Origin of the sequence: Heyndrickxia coagulans DSM 1 = ATCC 7050 (assembly GCF_000290615.1) — a bacterium.
GTDB lineage: Bacteria > Bacillota > Bacilli > Bacillales > Bacillaceae_C > Weizmannia > Weizmannia coagulans.
The window spans coordinates 1-16,434 of sequence record NZ_ALAS01000170.1; the positions used below are offsets into that span (position 1 = coordinate 1).

The following is a 16,434-nucleotide window of genomic DNA, read 5'->3' on the forward strand; positions in this document are numbered from 1 at the left end:
GAGCCAGGATCAAACTCTCAGTAAAGATGTTTGATAAAAGCTCAAAAAGAATTTGACGTTTCGTTTTGTCCAGTTTTCAAGGAACAATCTGTTTTAACAGCGACTAAATTATTTTACCATAATAATGAAGCCTTTGTCAATAACTTTTTTTACCTTTCGTCGTTGGTCTTTCAAGTTCATCAGCGACGTATATAACTATACCAAGTTATTTATTATACGTCAATACTAAATTTGATATTTTTTTATTGTTTTTTTGGAACCCGGTACCGCCTATGGAAGATTCCAGGCCCTTTTGTCGGCACTGTAATTTCTTCAATCATATTTTTTTCAATTAAAAATTCAAGCAGAACAGGCAAATCAATACTGTACGATTGAAGGCCGGGGTGGAAAAGCAGTTCATCAATTGTCCATTCTTCCCGTTCTTCCATCAGTTCCAGTAAATGCTGGGCGCCAAACGGTATCTTCGAATAAATATGGAATTCACTCGCAAGAAAGAGCAGTTCCAGGCGTTTTTCCAGCGACTCTTCACTTGTTACCAGTTCTTCGTACAACTTAAAGATTTGCAGATCAATTTGCTTTACCTGGTTCCAGACGGTTATTTCCGGGTGAAAACCGTTTTCGATTACCGCGAGCCTGGCGAGATGGTGCAAGGCGTGGATGATGTGGTTATAGGCATCGAGGTACTGGCGCTGTTTGAAGAAGTCTTTTCCGTTTAAATACCGGCGGATCAATTTGGCAAATTCCGTTCCGATTTTGACCTTTCGTTCATGAAACGGAAAATCCCTTACTTCATCTTTTAAGCGTGCCATGTACTCATTCCGGTCAAATAAGATCAGCCCTTCTGTAATCCATTCGAAAATATTGTTGTTTGTCCCGTACAGCATCCACTCTTTCAACTGGTCCTCTGCCACGACATATAAGGCGGCTTTTTTGTCTTCATAGCGATAATGCTTGACGTAGAGCGGCTGGTCCTGCTCTTTGACAATGATGAAGAGAATGGCGTCGAACAAATTGGTTGCAGCATCTTCATCCGGCTTTTTTTCAATATACAGGACGGAAAGGGTATTCGGAAGGCTTGCCCTTTCCTGGTAAATCGGCCTTAAAATGTCTCTCATGCATCATTCCTCCATCATGCTTTCTATGAACGTATTTCTGAACGTATTTCTGCAAATCCCGGGGAATCCCCTGCAAATTTTCGCAACAAATTTCAGTATATTGCATTCCTTCTTTTTTCGCCAGTTATGTTATATTAAAAAGAAAGGGGGAATGGCGTTGGCGAAGTATTCAAGCAAAATCAATAAAATTCGGACATTTGCCTTAAGCTTGATTTTTGCCGGATTTATTGTCATGTATACCGGGCTGTTTTTCCGAACACATCCGGTTGTTGTGACCCTTTTTATGCTGTTCGGCCTGTTCTTTATTTTATTGAGCACAGTGGTTTATTTCTGGATCGGCATGCTCTCGACAAAAGCAGTGCAGGTTATATGCCCGGGCTGCGACAAGCCGACAAAAATGCTGGGACGGGTGGATATTTGCATGCATTGCAATGAGCCGCTGACACTGGATCCCGAGCTTGAGGGAAAAGCGTTTGACGAATCATACAACCGTAAGCGGTTGCAGAAGTGACAGGCCGGATTAGCAGCTGAAAAGGCCGGGTAGAAAAAACCCAGGCATATTCAGGAAAGACCCGCCCCATTTGAAGAAACCCGCATCCGGTTTTCGCCGGATGCGGGCCGTCTTCGCCTTTGTTCAGCCTTCTGTCTTTTCCAGTTCTTCTGCCAGATTGGCGCGGGAAAGGTTCGCATTTAAAAAAGCGTCTGTTTCCGGAAGTTCCAGATGCATATGCGCTTTTTTGCTGATCCGGATTGTCCCGTAGTCAAGCACATAGTCAAAGACATGGCCGCCGCCGGTGCGTTTGTCGTCAATAAAATGGAGGTGGAAGCCGGCGACCGCGATTCCTTGCGCAAACATCGGCGTCCAAAAACCGGCAAGCGTTCCCTTTGTATTTTCAAACGAGTAAACCGGCTGGGATTTCACCGCTTCTGTCATGGGGACTGGTTTTTCCTGGTAGGAGACGGTTCTTGTGTTCATTTTTTTAAAAACACCGTCCACACGAATGGCATAAAATAAATTTTCGCTGCGGACGAGGTCTTTGATCAAGTCTTCCAGTTCCGGTTTTGCAAGGGGGCCTTCAGTTGTATAGGTGATATCCTCCGAAAAATGTGCAAGCGAGCAAAACGGTGACTTGTCTTCAGGCTGTACGCGTTTTGCCGTCCCGTCCTTCAGCTGATAAAATGCATTGTCAAACGCAATCAATTCCCCGTCTAAATGGTTGAAAGTGCCGATGCCGAAATCGCCGAACTTTTTCAATTCAGCAAACGTCTTGTCGCTTTCGTATACGCCGTCAAGAAGTGATGTCATTGTGGACAATTGGTATACTTCATCGGTCCGGCTTGTTGAAATTTGCTCTGCATTTTGATTTTCTGCAGCAGTACGCATGGTAAACCCCTTCTTTCTATCTGTATCCTGAAAATTCTTGCCGGCGAGGTCCGGTCGTGGCAGATCCGCCGCAGCAAGTGATTATACCAATTGGTTTGGCAGCAATTTTTTCGCCAGTTCCAGGTTGTCGCTGTAATCAACCGGGACATCGACCACGACAGGGCCTTCCGAGTCCAGTGCTTCCTTCAGCACGGAAACCAGTTCATCCGGTGAATTCACCCGCAAGCCCTTTGCGCCGTAACTTTCCGCGTGTTTTACAATATCAACAGGGCCGAAGTCCGCTCCCGATGTGCGCCCGTATTTCATTTGCTGCTGGAACGCCACCATGTCGTACGTGCCGTCACGCCAGACGATATGCACAAGCGGCGATTTTAAACGGACGGCCGTTTCAAGTTCCATGGCGGAGAACAGGAAGCCGCCATCCCCTGAGATGGATACGACTTTTTCACCCGGATTGACAAGCGTTGCGGCAATCGCCCACGGAAGCGCAACCCCGAGCGTCTGCATGCCATTTGAAAACAGCAGGCGGTTCGGTTCATATACCCTGAAATGGCGCGCCATCCAAATATAATGGGAACCGACATCGCATGTTACGGTCACATGGTCATCAATCAACGAACGCAAATCGTGAATGAACTGGAGCGGGTGAACAAGATTTTTATCCGCCTTTTCCGATGGTTCGTCGCGCAAATTCAGCTGGTTGCGCAAGCGTTCCAAAAGTTCCATGGACTTGCCGTTCATATTTAAACGGGCCAGCTGTTCTTTGATGCTATCAACGCTCGCTGAAATGTCGCCGACAAGTTCGATTTCCGGCTGGTAATCATGGTCGATATCGGCGCGGATTTCATCGAGATGGATGATTTTTCTTTCCCCTTCGCTGTTCCAAAACTTCGGATCATACTCAACAGAATCGTAACCGATCGCGAGGACGACATCCGCATGCTCAAGCAAAATATCGCCCGGCTGGTTGCGGAACAAGCCGATGCGGCCGAAGAAACGGTCTTCCAAATCTCTTGAAATCAAACCTGCCGCCTGAAATGTTTCAACAACCGGCAATGCAATTTTTTTCAGGAGTGACCGGACCGCCTTCACAACTTCCGGGCGGCTTGCACGCATCCCGACCAGAATGACCGGCAATTTGGCATGCTGGATCGCTTTTACAGCTTCTTTTACAGCTTCTTCATTTGCTTTCCCGAGTTTCGGGCTTTTAAGCGGGCCCAAAGCTTTGACAGACGCCGGCTCCTTCAGCACGTCCTGCGGGAAGCTGATAAAAGCAGCCCCTGCCTGTGCCGAAGCGGCAGAACGAAATGCATTTGTCATCACTTCCGGTACTGTATCCGGGTGGACAACTTCCGCTGCGTATTTTGTAATCGGCTGGAACAGGGATACATTGTCCATCGACTGGTGCGTTTTTTTCAGCCTGTCTGCGCGCGGCACGTTTCCTGCGATCGCAACGACAGGATCGCACTCCGTATTCGCAGTGGCAAGCCCGGTGGCAAGGTTGGAAGCCCCCGGCCCGCTCGTTACCAGGCAGACACCCGGTTTTCCTGTTAAACGCCCGATTGCAGCAGCCATAAAAGCGGCATTTTGTTCATGGCGGCATACAATCAATTCCGGGCCGCGTTCTTTCAGTACATCAAATACGGCATCAATTTTTGCGCCCGGGATGCCGAAAACGTATGGCACTTCCTGCTTCTCAAGGCAGTCGACAACCAGGTCTGCAGCTGTTTTTTCCGTTGTATTGGTTGGATTTGAATTCTTTTTTTCCACAGTTCCCACTCCCAAGGACAGCCCTATTTTGAACCTTCCCCCGTTTGTTACAGGGGAAAACGTTCATCTATAGGCTGAGCCAACTTGTTTCTATCTATACTTTACACCACACGGGGAAATGTTTAAAATATATTATTGTGCTATAAATAATATATTTTAAATATTAATCGTGATGGAAAGGAGGAAATACAGATGGAACTGCGCCATCTTCATTATTTTTTAACAGTCGCGGAAGAACTGCATTTCGGAAAAGCGGCAGAGCGGCTGCAAATGACCCAGCCGCCGCTTTCCCAGCAAATCCGGCAGCTGGAAGAAGAAATCGGGGTGGACCTGTTTATCCGCAATAAACGCCATGTTGAACTGACGATCCCGGGAAAAGTTTTTTTAAAAGAAGCCAAGCAGGTGCTTGAGCAGCTGGACAGGGCGGTGGAAAATGCACAGCGGGCTGAACGGGGGGAATTCGGGAATGTGGTGGTCGGCTTTGTCGGCTCGGCGACCTATGACATTTTGCCGGCCATCGTCCGGGAATTCCGGCTGAAATATCCAAAAACGGCCGTTTCCCTCCATGAGTTGTCAACCCCGGACCAGATTCGGGCGCTGCACCGGAAAGAAATCGATGTCGGCCTGCTCCATCCGCCGATCCATGATCCCTTAATTGAAACAGCTGAAATCCAGACAGGCGCGGCTGCCCTTTCCATGCCGAAAAGCCATCCGCTCGCCCAAAAAGAAAAAATCCGCATCGAGGATCTGGCGGACGTCCCGTTTGTCGTTGTGTCGCGCGATATTTGGCCGGGCCTTTATGATGAATTCCTGTCTCTTTTCAAAGATGCCGATTTCAGCCCGAAAATCGTCCAGGAAGCAACCGAGTACCAAATGGTCGTCGGCCTTGTTACAGCCGGAATCGGAATCGGGGTGCTGCCACGGACAGCCGAAAAATTATTTAATCTCGATATTGTGTACAGGGAGATTGAAGGGCACCCGTTAAATGCCGTTTTGTCCATTGCGTACCGGAAGGAGGACCAAAACCCGGCCCTTGCCAATTTCTTAAGCATTTCCGGCCAGGTGGCAGCAGAATTTTAACGGATTGTTGAAAAGCGCCTTTCCCCCTTAGATGGAGGGGTGCAGTTTACAATCGATGCAGGCGGAACATATCCGGTTTGTGGAAGGTAATGGTCTGCTTCTCAAACGAAATGGTGCCATTTCGTTTGAAGTCATTCAGAACATGGCTTGCGGTTTCCCTTGATGTTCCGGCAAGCTTGGCAATATCCGCGACGGTAACGGGGCAAAGAATCCGGATTTTGCCATGATCCTTTATCCCGAGATCTTCAAGGAGCAGGCAAAGCACGTGGCGGACCCGCTCGGAAGCATTGCTGTTTGTCACAAGCTGCAGCCTCGATTCATGCAGGATTAAAATATCGGAGAGATGCTCAATAATATGGAGCAGCAACGTGTTATTTGATTTGGCGATTTTTTCAAATACTGCCGTCGGAATATAAAACAGTTCGATATCCGTGACAGCGTATGCAGTATAATGATAATTTTCATCTTTAAACAAGCCGCCGTACGGAAAAAGTTCGTACGGCTTAATGTAATCGCCGTAAAAAGAAGCGGCGTTTTCGTCCATTTTGTCAATTTTGATATAACCATCCAGCAACAAATAAATTCCTTCGCGCGGTCTTTAACTCGCCGATTTCCGACGTAATGTGAAGCGGGTACTTCATCTTTGTTTTTGGCTTTACGGCGGCTGTATTGGATAACGGTTTCATTTTTCATGGCTCCTTCCGGTACATATGATTAAATTTCCTTCATGAAGGATATCTTCTGTACATCTTGATCATACCGTCCTGCGCCAGAGCAGACTGTGGAAAAGCCCACACGCGGGGTGTGAAATTCATCACACTTTCATTTCTAAAAATGTAGGCGGTTGCATAAATACAATGAAAAATCCGCCCCCCCAACGAAAGGGGAGCCGGATTGATTGCATAGAAGTGTATAAAGTTGCACTGCTAAAACTTTTAAAAAATCCTTTCGGTGTATCAGGGTCTGGGTTAAAGCCGCAAAAAAAGAACCGGACGAACCCGTTTCGCCGGCGTCTGCGTTTTATTTTGCTTCCAGATAACTGTGCTTTTTCATACATTCCGGACAGGTACCGTAAATTTCCATACGGTGGTGGCTTACTTTAAAACCGGTCACATGCGCGGCAAGCTGTTCCACTTCATCCAGGCCCGGATAGTGAAAGTCGACAATCTTTCCGCAGTCTTCACAAATAATATGGTAATGGTTTGATGTGACAAAATCAAAGCGGCTTGATGCATCTCCGTAAGTCAGTTCCTTTACCAATCCGATTTCCTTAAAAACGCGCAAGTTATTGTAAACGGTGGCCACACTCATATTCGGGAATTTTCCCTCAAGAGCCTTATATATTTCATCGGCGGTTGGATGTGACATGGACTCAATTAAATATTCCAATATCGCATGACGTTGAGGGGTAATACGAACGCCCGACTGTTTCAAGGTCTCCAGTGCTTTATTCAACTGTTGCTCGGACACCGCCATGCACCTCTTTTCTAACAATTATCATTCTTAATTTATAATCTTTATAAAAAGTTTACAAAATAAACCCCTGTTTTGTCAAACAAATTAGCAACTCAATGCGCCGGGAATTTCCCATTCCCACGCTCTTCAGGCTCAAAAAAAAGGAAATTCGTTCATTAGGATGCCTTTTTTCAGCCGGGAGTATGTAAAAGCAATACCCCGGCTATTCCTTAAGCGGCTGGAGCGGGTGGTCTTTCACCCCAAGGCAGTGATTGATATATCTTGCCGCAACGAACAGGAAATCGGACAACCGGTTTAAAAACGACAGCACAAGCGGATTTACGCCATCGACCGCAACACTTGCCCGCTCCGCCCTTCTTGCAACTGTGCGCGCCGCATGCATCGCCGCTGCTGCCGGATGCCCGCCCGGCAAAATAAAGGTTTTTAACGGTTCCAGTTTTCCATCCCATTTATCAATCAAAGCCTCAAGTTCATCGACATAAGCCTGTTTCAATTTCCAGTGCACTTCTTTTCCCTGGGGCGTGGAAAGCTCCGCACCGGCATGGAACAGCATCGTCTGGACCCTGCTGAAACATTGTTCCAATTCTTCTTTTTCCGGAAATTGTTCGCCGTGCAAAAAACTGAGCGCAACGCCGATCGCCGAGTTCGCCTCATCCACTGTTCCGTAAGCTTCAACACGTGGGTCGTTTTTCGCTGCTCTTACCCCGTAAACGAGCGATGTCGTCCCTTTATCACCGGACCTTGTATAAATTCTCATCTTGTCCCCTCCGCATCAATTTGATGGATCAGCCTATATAAACGCCGCCGCGCTATTTTTTCAATCTGCACTTTAAAGGGATTCCCTGTAAAACCATATATTAGTTTTGTATCACGAATTCGAAAAAATTGCCATAAAAAAAGAAACCGAACAAGTCGGTTCAAAGATATCGTTATTTTTTTGAGGAGGTAATATACACTATGAACCCGCGGCAAATCCGCGTGGACAAAAGCCGCCCCGGATACAAAAATAGGCGCCGGCCGCATTTTGATCTTCCCTGGTGGACAACGGCCGGCATGCGGGAATCCCCCTGCCAGGCTATTTTTTTTCCGAGTCAAAAGCGGATCTTACCACAAACGCCGCCGGGATGGTATAGCCGATTAACGCTTCAATGATAATAAGAACCCGTGCGGCCCCGATCGGAACAATATCCCCGTACCCGACCGAAAACAGCGTGACGGCACTCAAATACATATAATCAAGCAGTGTGCGGAAATCATGCCCTTCCAACAGCTTTCCGTGATGGAGCGCAATTTGGAATCCCATCATATCGAGCAGTAAAAACAACAACCCGAACCCGATCATGATATTGGTGTACGTAAAAGCAAGAAAGAGAAAACGTTCAAATGAAAGCTGCTTCGCGCGCCAGGATGCCGGATAAAACAAAGTGCGCAGGCTCATCACAATACAAAGGACAACCAATATGCCGAGAAAATAAAACATGCCCGATACCCCCGGCGTCTTTCAAGTTTGTCCTTCCATTGTATGCCCCCGCCGCCCGGCTTATGACAGTCTTTACGGGAAGAAAATGGAAGGCTACAATAGAATGGTGGAATTGGCCAATGCCAATAAGGAGGGAACGATAAATGGATTTTTCAAAATCTGAAAGCTTGTATAAAGAAGCACTTGAGCATATTGTCGGCGGCGTAAACAGCCCGTCCCGCTCGTATAAGGCGGTGGGCGGCGGAGCCCCAGTTGCCATGGAAAGGGGAAAAGGCGCGTACTTTTATGACGTGGACGGCAACCGCTACATTGATTATCTGGCGGCATACGGCCCAATCATTACCGGCTTTGCCCATCCGCATATTGCTGCTGCCATTAAAAAAGCAGCCGACAACGGCGTTTTGTTCGGCACGCCGACCCCGTATGAAGTGCAATTCGCAAAAATGCTGAAAGAAGCGATCCCGTCCCTGGACAAAGTCCGCTTTGTCAACTCGGGAACAGAGGCGGTCATGACAACGATCCGCGTTGCCCGCGCCTACACGGGCCGCGACAAAATCATTAAATTCGAAGGCTGTTACCACGGACATTCTGACCTCGTGCTTGTCGCAGCGGGTTCAGGCCCGTCGCAGCTCGGCATGCCGGACTCAGCCGGCGTAACAAAAGCCATCGCAAACGAAGTCATCACCGTCCCTTATAATGATGTGGAACCTTTTAAACAGGCACTCGAAAAATGGGGCGATGAAGTTGCCGCCGTACTGGTTGAACCGATTGTCGGCAACTTTGGCATTGTGCCGCCGAAACCGGGATTTTTGGAAGCCATTAATGAACTGGCGCACAAAGCCGGTGCCCTTGTCATTTACGACGAAGTGATCACCGCTTTCCGTTTTATGTACGGCGGCGCGCAAAACATGCTCGGCGTTACCCCGGATTTAACCGCCATGGGCAAAATCATCGGCGGCGGACTGCCGATCGGGGCATACGGCGGCCGCAAAGACATTATGGAAGAAGTCGCACCGCTCGGCCCTGCTTACCAGGCCGGAACCATGGCCGGAAACCCGGCTTCGATGCTTGCCGGAATTGCCTGCCTTGAAGTGCTCCAGGAAAAGGGCGTGTATGAAAACCTCGACCGTCTCGGTGCCATGCTTGAAAAAGGCATTTTGGAAGCAGCTGAAAAACACGGCGTCACCATTACCATTAACCGCGTAGTCGGCGCCTTTACCGTTTACTTTACGGGCGAAAAAGTCGAAAACTACAAGCAGGCTGAAGCATCCGACGGCGAGTTGTTCGGGAAATTTTTCAAACTGATGCTCGAGCAAGGCATTAACCTTGCCCCGTCAAAATATGAAGCCTGGTTCCTCACAACCGCGCATACGGAAGAAGATATCGCAGAAACAATCAAAGCCGTTGACCATGCTTTTTCACATTTAAAAGGATAATCACCTTCTTTAAAAATTACACTGTCCCAGAAATGGGACAGTGTAATTTTAACTAATACCGTAATAGATATGGGAAACTTTTTATAACTCTTTGTTGTATTGAAAAGTCTCTGGTTTGTGTTAGACTAGAAATAGTCATGAAATCACTCCCTGGATATTTGGTCGTACTTATATCTTAACAAAGGAGTGGCTTTCATGGCTCTTTTTTTTCAAAAAAATCATCCTTTTCCGTTTTACAATATTTACCACAGGAATGAGTAGCTTAATCTATTGAAACCCGCCCAAAACCGACAGAAGTGGAAAAATTTAGACACTTATAATAAATAAATTTACCCCATTAAAATCAAAAACTCACAATTTCTTTTTACATTTGTCATAATGTTCCTACAAACGTCTTTTTTCTTTAGTGGAATAAATCAACGACCTTTAATTGTCTGACTGCTTACAGTTTCAGGGGGTATAGCATTTTGGCAAGGGCTCAAAGCTTACCCGTTGCTTTTGATCCCGTACAAAATGCAGCCTACCCCGGCCAGAATCCACAGCATTTTGGCAAACGAGATTTTATCGGAAATGCCGATCACCCCGATCGCCGTTGTCGTAATTAAAACAACAGGCCCGACAATAGCAAGAGAACTGTTGATGACGAGCGCCTTTTCCACTTGATTGTATTTGAGCATCAAAATGGCCGCGGAAATTTCGATCATTCCTGAGATCAGCCTGAGCGCAGCCATGCTAAGCACATGTTTTTCAATCAGCCACAAATTGTTTCCCCTCTTCATACGCGCATTTTGGATTCATTTACTCCATGTATATTCCGTGCCGGGCAAAAATAGGACAAATTCTCCGGCCGCATCCCCACACGTCTTCCGGCAAACATGTTATAATGACAAAATCAAAGGTTTGCCGTTTAAAAAAATTTTCGGACGGAAATAGTTTAATGCAGCCTTTTGGAACATATCATTTAAATATCTTTGCAAGGAAGAAAGGAATTGCCAATATGAGGGTTGGAGCCCGCATTGTCAAAACAGGAATTGCTATTACTATCGCGCTGTTTATCGCGCAATTATTAAAAATGCCGTCCCCGGTGTTTGCCGGGATCGCTGCCACTTTTGCGATTAAACCTACAATATACCGGTCTTACCGGTCCATTATCGATCAGGTCCAGGGCAATCTGATCGGCGCTTTGCTCGCCGTCATTTTTGTCATGGCCTTCGGCAACCATTTTCTCGTCGTCGGCCTCGGGTCCGTGCTGATCATCATTTTAATGTTGAAACTGAAGCTCGATGATACGGTCGGCCTTGCGCTCGTGACCATGATTGTCATTATGGAAACGCCAAGTGACAATTTTCTGCAGACGGCTGGGATCCGTTTTGCGACATTGTTTATCGGGATTTTCAGCTCGTTTCTTGTGAATTTGATTTTTCTGCCGCCGAAATACGAGGCGCGACTGTATGTCCGCCTCACCCATGTGACAGAAGAACTGCTCAAATTCATCCGGATTGCGGCGCGCCAGGAAGCCGATTACCAGCTTTTAAAAGAAGAACTTCCCGGCATTAAAGAGCGGGTGTACAAAGTGGAGCAGCTGTACACTTTATTTAAAGAGGAAAAAATTTACGGGAAAAGCAACAGGATCGAGCGGCAGCGGAAAGTGGTACTGTATAAAGAAATGGTGGCCATTTTGAATTTAAGCTATATTATTTTAAAACGGCTGCAGCAGTACAAGGCGGATATTGCCGGGCTGCCGGAAACGTTCCGGAGCATGCTCCAGGAACAAATGGAATATCTTGTGAACGAACATGAAAAAATGCTGCTCATGTTTCTTGGAAAGGTCAAAGCCCATGCGCAAAAATGCGATACGGCCGACAAACAGCGGAATGAGCTGATGGACATTTTTCTGCAGAACTTAAAAGATGAGACTTTCCGCACCGATCTCCAGTCTTACCACGTGATGAACCTGCTGGCACTGCTTGTGGATTACCAGGAAGAGCTTGAACATCTGGAAAAATTGATCACCGTGTCCCAAACCTATCACCACGAACAATCAGAACTCAATCTTGATGAACTGGAAGACCAATAGGGGACGGCAGGCCTGCCGTCCCCTATTGGATGCACCGCCCTGTTCCCATACGGGCCGGCGCTACTCTGTTTTCGCTTTTTAGCAAAGATTTTCCGTTTCCAAAACGGCCGCTTTGTTTGCTGCGCTTTTCACGCCGGGCTTAAGGGCCGGCTTTTAGTTGTTTTCTTTGCGGAAAAAGGTCTGGATATTGATTTTTGAGTTTTTTAAGCGATGCATGATTTCCTCATAATGCCGCGCAACATAGGCGAAGTACAAAACATCAATCGTGAACAGTTGTGCTGCAAGGGATGTGGTTGCCGCGCTTCTCAGCAGGACCGCTTCCCCGCCATGGTGGATCAAAGGCACATCCACGATACGGGCAAGCGTACTGTCCCGTTTTTGTGTGATGCCCGCTGTAAAAAGCCCGTTCTGTTTGGCAATCTGCGTCAGTTTGATGACTTCATTGGTTTCGCCAGAATTTGAAATGGCCACAAACATAGAGTCTTTGGAGGCGTTGATCAATGAAGAACCAAGCAGATGGTGATCCAGCGTGTGGACCACCGGCTTGCCGATTCTTGAAAACTTATGCATGAAGTCTTCAGCCGCTACATGGGAGGCGCCGATTCCGTATACGTATATAGCCGGGCTTTTATCCACCATGGCCGTTATCTTTTCAATGCAGCCGGTCTCGAGAAGATTTGCAGTTTGTGTGATGGACTGGTTAAACCGCAAAGCCAGTTTATCAGCAATCATTGCAATATCTTCATTTGATGTGATATCCGTATAAATTTCCCGATCCAGCCCGGATGCATCCGCGTACAATCTGATTTTTAATTGTGAAAAGCCGGAAAGCCCGATCGACCGGCAAAAGCGGACAACGGTGGCCGGGCTGACGCCTGCTTTTTTCGCAAGCTCGCTCGTATTGTCATTGACCGTTTCCACAGCGTGGCTGAGAATATACTTCCCGAGCTTTTTTTCTGATTTTGACAGACTGCTTAATTTGGATTTAATCTGCAAAATAATATTTTCTTCCAATTCCATCACTCACGATCTGCGTTTGTCGCCTTCATGGCATCTTTCGGGACGCCGAAGAAATAGGTGGCAACGAAGCCGCCAATATAGCCGGCAACCAAGCCTGCGATATAACCGAGCCAGCGCCCGTGCGCAATCAGCGGAATTAAATCAATCCCGCTTGTGCCGATCGCAATCGCGCCGATATTGCCGATGCCTGCAATCACTGCCCCGCCGATGCCGCCGCCGATGCACGCGGTAATAAACGGGCGCCCAAGCGGCAAAGTCACACCGTAAATTAACGGTTCGCCAATGCCCATAATACCAACCGGCAATGCCCCTTTAATCAGCTGCACAAGTTTTTTATTTTTCCGGCACCTGATCCATAAAGCAATCGCCGCGCCAACCTGCCCTGCGCCTGCCATGGCAAGGATCGGCAACAGCGGGGTCATCCCTGTCTTATTGATCATTTCAATATGGATCGGGGTGAGAATCTGGTGCAGGCCGAACATAACCATCGGCAGGAAGACAAGCCCCAGTATAAATCCTGAAAAAGCGCCGCCGACTTTCAACACCCACGTGATCGACCCGACAAGAGCGCCTGATACCGTGCCTGCGACCGGCATGACAATAAAAATAGTAAAAAGTCCGACAACTAATAATGCAATCGTTGGCGTCACAATGATATCCACAGCATTTGGAACAATTTTATGCAGCCTTTTTTCAACAAGCGCTAAAATCCATACTGCAAAAATAACACCGATGATCCCGCCTTGTAAAGGGGAAAGGGCATCTCCGGTAAAAATATTTGGAAGCGGATTTTTCGGATCCATGCCGGTCAGCATCGTCACAGCCCCGATGACCCCGCCAAGGCCCGGTGTCGCCCCGAACTCATTTGCGCTATTGATCCCGACATAAATGACCAAATAGAGATACAATCCGTTTTTAATAATGTTTAATGTCGTAATAACGGACACCCAGTTCTGGCTGAGGGCTGAGGAGTCCGCAGCCATGATATTTTGGAAAATGGCGGCAACCCCGCCGATAATCCCGGCGCCGACAAAAGCCGGAATAAGCGGTACAAATATATTGGAAATCGATTTTAAAGCCCTTTTGAAACCGTTACTTTTATGTTTCGCCTTTTCCCTTGCCTTTACTTCGGCCGCTTTGGCTTCCACCATTTCGCGGTTTGACCGCCCGGCATCTTGATGGCCCGTAGCCTTCGGAAAATTTTCCCCAAGTTTTACACCGGCCTGCTGTACCATAAGGTTGGCGACTTTGTTGACGATACCAGGGCCAAGCACGACCTGGAGCGTTTCATCCTCCACGACGCCGAGCACGCCATCAACCGCTTTCAGACCTTCGATATTGACTTTGCTGTAATCCGCAATGGTAAGCCGGACTCTTGTCATGCAATGGATGATCTTTTCGACGTTTCCCATGCCGCCGACATTTTCGTAAATTTCCCTTGCCAGTCTTTGTTCTTTCGTTTCGGTCATTTTTTTCATCCCCCGGTTTAAACGATTTTTCTAATAAAACCATTTGCCTGTGCCATTTTCTCCTCTGCCTCTTCCTTGGAAAGATTGGTTAACAACATTACAATGGCCAGCTTCACATTTTTGTCGGCTGCGTAAAAAGCCTGTTCAGCTGCTTCATAGCTGCATCCGGAAGCCTGCATAATAATCGATTTCGATCTCTCCACCAGTTTTGCGTTTGTCGGCTTTACATCCACCATTAAATTCCCGTATACTTTTCCAATTCCGACCATTGAAGCAGTTGAAATCATATTCAATACGAGTTTCTGGGCGGTGCCTGCTTTTAGCCGGGTTGATCCCGCCAACACTTCAGGCCCGGTTTCCACTTCGATCGGAATATCGGCATGGCGGCTGATTTCAGCATTTTTGTTGCAGGAAAGCGACGCCGCCACAGCACCGGTTTTTTTCGCGTAGTCCAGCGCGCCAATCACATACGGTGTTCTGCCGCTTGCCGCAATACCGACTACTGTATCCTTTTCCGATAAATGGATGCGCCTTAAATCTTCTTCCCCCATCTCTTTCGAATCTTCCGCCCCTTCAACAGCAACCATCATTGCCGCACTGCCGCCTGCGATCAGCCCCTGCACCATGGAAGGGTCCGCACTGAATGTCGGTACACATTCGACAGCATCGAGAACACCGAGCCGACCGCTTGTACCTGCTCCGCAATAGATCAAACGTCCACCCTGGTTAAAAGAACGGATAACAGCTTTTACCGCTTTTTCGATTTGTGCCAGTTCCTTCCCAACACGGATTGGAACCGTTTGGTCTTCCTCGTTCATCAATTGCAAAATTTCCCTTGTTGACAACGTATCAAGATCCATTGTTTTTTCGTTGCGCTGTTCTGTGGCGAGTTTTTCTAAGTCCATTCGTTTTCACCTTCATTGTCCGTCATTTTAAACCGTGTACCCGAACCGATAAAATCAAGGAGCGGCAAGTCGCGGCCGGCAATCTGCCCGATAACGTTTACTTTTTTATCGGCAGGCAGGCTCCGCTTTGTGATTTGCAATTCCCCTTTGTATCTTGCGTACAGGTTGTTGTCGAGCGTAATACTCCCTTTGTGGCAGGGAATGTTGTTTTCAGGCCCGATATCGTCCTTTTGGTTGCATGTTCTCGACTGCTCGCTGCGGATGGCGTCCTTTGCCACATCCAGCCGGTTCCGGTGGGTTTTGAATATATACGGGCGCCATTTCGGCCCTGCAGCCGTTGCATGAAGCAGTATGGTATCATGGCAAAAAAATTCCCTGATCTGGCTGCGGGATTGCGGCGTTAACTCCGGATCCCCGATATAAGCATGGTCAACCGCATAATCCCTTAACAGCGAGCAGATGGCTGCCAGCGGATTTTGATGGCGGTGGATTTCCAATGTCGGCAGGGATTCATATAAAGGAAATCTTAGTTTTCCATCGCCGGGTGCAAATGCCGTAATGCTGAATCCTTTGCTTTTCAGCCATTTGTTTTTTTCGTAAAACCAATTTTCATCCAGTCCGGTTCCGGGCCTCGGATAATAATTATGCCAGGCCTCCAGCCGGCTGAAATCAGCGCCATGTTGTTTCAGCTGCTCATAATCCTGTTCCGTTAATGTGCTAGCGTTTAATCCGACCGTCATCGTGTTCGACAGGCGGGCAACCTGTTCCCAGCTGGCCCCGGCATCGATGCGCAAGCCATTGATACCGCTTTCAATAATGCGTACAGGATCATCAATGGACAGCCCGATATGGCGGAGCACGTTTCCGGAGACATCGATCATGACTTTCATCTTGTTCCGTTTTGCAGCCTCTAAGAGCGGAGCAAGCCTTTTCCGGTATTGGGACGGGTCATCTTCCGGAAGCTGCAGGGATGTAAAAATTCCTTCCATTCCAATTGCTGCCATTTGGCGAATGCAGGCTTCCTTCCCTTCTGACCAGTCTTCATTCAAGTATATTGAAAATCCAAGCAATCATGCATCCCTCCTTTCATACTATTATATGCATCTTGAAACAATATTTCAACATATTTTTATTATTGAGCTTTTTGCGATGTTAACAATTTTTCTTTCAATGCAAATAGAACACCACCAGAAATATAATATTGTCAGATAAATATATGCCC

16 protein-coding genes are annotated in these 16,434 nt (G+C 47.5%); 4 read left to right on the forward strand and 12 right to left on the reverse strand.

Features of this window, described 5'->3' with window-relative positions; translation table 11 throughout:
• Nucleotides 1-242: 242 nt before the first annotated feature.
• Nucleotides 243-1,115, reverse strand: a complete 873-nt coding sequence (locus IC21_RS08620) for a nucleotidyltransferase-like protein (protein ID WP_029142944.1) — start codon at nucleotides 1,113-1,115, stop codon at nucleotides 243-245.
• Between the two features lie 151 nt (nucleotides 1,116-1,266).
• Between IC21_RS08620 and IC21_RS08625 the strand changes: the two genes are divergently transcribed.
• Entirely contained in the window at nucleotides 1,267-1,626 is a 360-nt protein-coding gene (locus IC21_RS08625; protein WP_029713894.1) for a YgzB family protein, read from the forward strand.
• Nucleotides 1,627-1,749: 123 nt separating this feature from the next.
• Here IC21_RS08625 and budA read toward each other — a convergent pair whose 3' ends face one another.
• Nucleotides 1,750-2,499: an acetolactate decarboxylase gene (gene budA / locus IC21_RS08630; RefSeq protein ID WP_019720807.1), complete on the reverse strand. Its 750-nt coding sequence runs from the start codon at nucleotides 2,497-2,499 to the stop codon at nucleotides 1,750-1,752.
• An 81-nt stretch (nucleotides 2,500-2,580) separates the two neighbouring features.
• Complete coding sequence (gene alsS, locus IC21_RS08635) at nucleotides 2,581-4,269, reverse strand: acetolactate synthase AlsS (protein ID WP_029713893.1); 1,689 nt, start codon at nucleotides 4,267-4,269, stop codon at nucleotides 2,581-2,583.
• A gap of 192 nt (nucleotides 4,270-4,461) precedes the next feature.
• Between alsS and alsR the strand changes: the two genes are divergently transcribed.
• Nucleotides 4,462-5,349, forward strand: coding sequence for an acetoin biosynthesis transcriptional regulator AlsR (gene alsR / locus IC21_RS08640; protein ID WP_013860250.1), 888 nt, complete (start codon nucleotides 4,462-4,464; stop codon nucleotides 5,347-5,349).
• Nucleotides 5,350-5,395: 46 nt separating this feature from the next.
• On the opposite strand, the gene IC21_RS08645 is transcribed toward alsR, so the two are convergent.
• From IC21_RS08645 to IC21_RS08660, 4 genes are all read right to left on the reverse strand, one after another.
• Entirely contained in the window at nucleotides 5,396-5,926 is a 531-nt protein-coding gene (locus IC21_RS08645) for a Crp/Fnr family transcriptional regulator (RefSeq protein WP_234969640.1), read from the reverse strand.
• A gap of 443 nt (nucleotides 5,927-6,369) precedes the next feature.
• Nucleotides 6,370-6,825, reverse strand: coding sequence for a peroxide-responsive transcriptional repressor PerR (gene perR / locus IC21_RS08650; protein ID WP_029142942.1), 456 nt, complete (start codon nucleotides 6,823-6,825; stop codon nucleotides 6,370-6,372).
• Nucleotides 6,826-7,027: 202 nt separating this feature from the next.
• On the reverse strand, nucleotides 7,028-7,582 hold the full coding sequence (locus IC21_RS08655; protein ID WP_029142941.1) for a cob(I)yrinic acid a,c-diamide adenosyltransferase: 555 nt from the start codon (nucleotides 7,580-7,582) through the stop codon (nucleotides 7,028-7,030).
• Between the two features lie 318 nt (nucleotides 7,583-7,900).
• A complete protein-coding gene (locus IC21_RS08660) occupies nucleotides 7,901-8,305 on the reverse strand; it encodes a potassium channel family protein (protein WP_013860258.1) in 405 nt (134 codons plus the stop codon).
• A 143-nt stretch (nucleotides 8,306-8,448) separates the two neighbouring features.
• Here IC21_RS08660 and IC21_RS08665 point away from each other — a divergent pair, with 143 nt between their 5' ends.
• Complete coding sequence (locus IC21_RS08665) at nucleotides 8,449-9,741, forward strand: glutamate-1-semialdehyde 2,1-aminomutase (RefSeq protein WP_013860259.1); 1,293 nt, start codon at nucleotides 8,449-8,451, stop codon at nucleotides 9,739-9,741.
• 485 nt (nucleotides 9,742-10,226) lie between these two features.
• On the opposite strand, the gene IC21_RS08670 is transcribed toward IC21_RS08665, so the two are convergent.
• Nucleotides 10,227-10,502 (reverse strand): YqhV family protein, encoded by a 276-nt coding sequence (locus IC21_RS08670; RefSeq protein WP_029143025.1) that lies wholly within the window; start codon nucleotides 10,500-10,502, stop codon nucleotides 10,227-10,229.
• 236 nt (nucleotides 10,503-10,738) lie between these two features.
• Here IC21_RS08670 and IC21_RS08675 point away from each other — a divergent pair, with 236 nt between their 5' ends.
• On the forward strand, nucleotides 10,739-11,818 hold the full coding sequence (locus tag IC21_RS08675; RefSeq protein ID WP_234969646.1) for an aromatic acid exporter family protein: 1,080 nt from the start codon (nucleotides 10,739-10,741) through the stop codon (nucleotides 11,816-11,818).
• A 153-nt stretch (nucleotides 11,819-11,971) separates the two neighbouring features.
• Here the strand turns inward: IC21_RS08675 and IC21_RS08680 are convergent, their stop codons facing one another.
• From IC21_RS08680 to IC21_RS08695, 4 genes are read right to left on the reverse strand one after another with little or no spacing between them, the layout of a single operon-like run.
• Nucleotides 11,972-12,838 carry a MurR/RpiR family transcriptional regulator gene (locus IC21_RS08680; RefSeq protein WP_029713908.1) on the reverse strand — a complete coding sequence of 289 codons (867 nt, stop codon included), beginning with the start codon at nucleotides 12,836-12,838 and terminating at the stop codon, nucleotides 11,972-11,974.
• The gene (locus tag IC21_RS08685; RefSeq protein WP_029143028.1) at nucleotides 12,838-14,307 is read right to left on the reverse strand and encodes a PTS transporter subunit EIIC; all 1,470 of its coding nucleotides are present in this window, start codon (nucleotides 14,305-14,307) and stop codon (nucleotides 12,838-12,840) included. Before IC21_RS08685 ends, IC21_RS08680 begins: the two co-directional genes overlap by 1 nt.
• Nucleotides 14,308-14,324: 17 nt before the next feature.
• The gene (gene murQ / locus IC21_RS08690) at nucleotides 14,325-15,212 is read right to left on the reverse strand and encodes an N-acetylmuramic acid 6-phosphate etherase (RefSeq protein ID WP_029143029.1); all 888 of its coding nucleotides are present in this window, start codon (nucleotides 15,210-15,212) and stop codon (nucleotides 14,325-14,327) included.
• The gene (locus tag IC21_RS08695) at nucleotides 15,203-16,282 is read right to left on the reverse strand and encodes a MupG family TIM beta-alpha barrel fold protein (RefSeq protein WP_029143030.1); all 1,080 of its coding nucleotides are present in this window, start codon (nucleotides 16,280-16,282) and stop codon (nucleotides 15,203-15,205) included. Before IC21_RS08695 ends, murQ begins: the two co-directional genes overlap by 10 nt.
• Nucleotides 16,283-16,434: the final 152 nt, after the last annotated feature.